We start from the raw sequence: 1,136 nt of genomic DNA, 5'->3' as shown, positions 1-1,136 counted from the left end.
GCGCGCTTTATGCCGCTGCCCTCGAAGAGCGTGAAGATGATCTGTTGTCTGTTCTGCCGCCTCTGCCGATCCAGTATGCCGACTATGCCGCATGGCAGCGTGACTGGTTGAGTGGAGAGGTACTGGAGACCCAGCTCTCCTACTGGCGCGACCGTCTCGAGAACGCACCCGCCTTGCTGGAGCTCCCCGCCGATCACCCCCGCCCCGCCGTGAAGAGTTACAGGGGCGGGCAGCGTGCTCTCACCCTGCCGCCGGAGTTGACGGAACGTCTGGAGGCCTTCAGCAGGGCCAAGGGCGCCACCCTCTTCATGACCCTGCTCGCCGCCTTCAAGGTCCTGCTGCACCGCTATAGCGGTCAGGAAGACATCCTCGTCGGCTCACCCATCGCCAACCGCACCCAGGCGGAGAGCGAGGAGCTGGTCGGCTTCTTCGTCAACACACTCGTCATGCGCAGCACGATCGAACGTGCACAGAGCTTTGAGACTGTTCTCTCCCAACTGCGGGAGACATCGCTCGACGCCTATGCCCATCAGGACCTTCCCTTCGAGACACTGGTGACAGAGCTGCAGCCCGAACGCTCTCTCTCCCACAGCCCTCTCTTCCAGGTCATGTTCGCCCTGCAGAACGCACCCCAGGAAGCGCTTGCTCTCGGCGAGGCAACGATCCAGCCCCTGCAACCGGATCTTGAGACCGCCAAGTTCGATCTCACTCTCAGCATCGATGCGGGACCGAATGGGCTGGCCTGCAACTGGGAATATGCCGCCGATCTCTTCGAGCCCTCCCGCATCGACCGCATGGCTGCCCATTACCGCACCCTGCTGGAAAGCATCCTCGCCACACCCGAGGCACCCATCGGCACCCTGCCGCTGCTGACACCGGGCGAGTGCCGTGACCTCGAGCAATGGAGCGGCGGCGAGAGCCCCTATCCGCGCGATGCCGCTCTAACGGAGCTCTTTGTGGAACAGGTGCATGCGGCACCCGATGCAACGGCGCTCCGCTTCGGTGAGATTGAGCTCAGCTACGAGGAACTCGATGCGCGGGCTAACCGTCTGGCGGCCTATGTCGCCGCGTGCTTCGATCCTGCACCGGGCGCCGTCATCGGGCTCTGCCTGCCGCGCGGAATCGATCTCATCGTC

1 protein-coding gene is annotated in these 1,136 nt (G+C 63.8%); it reads left to right on the top strand.

Features of this window, described 5'->3' with window-relative positions; all coding sequences use genetic code 11:
* On the top strand, window positions 1–1,136 hold a 1,136-nt coding region (locus IG629_RS20675), incomplete at both ends, for a condensation domain-containing protein (protein ID WP_226886988.1).

It is taken from the genome of Nisaea nitritireducens (assembly GCF_014904795.1).
Classification (GTDB): domain Bacteria; phylum Pseudomonadota; class Alphaproteobacteria; order Thalassobaculales; family Thalassobaculaceae; genus Nisaea; species Nisaea nitritireducens.
This window is presented reverse-complemented; position numbering and strand designations above follow the sequence as displayed.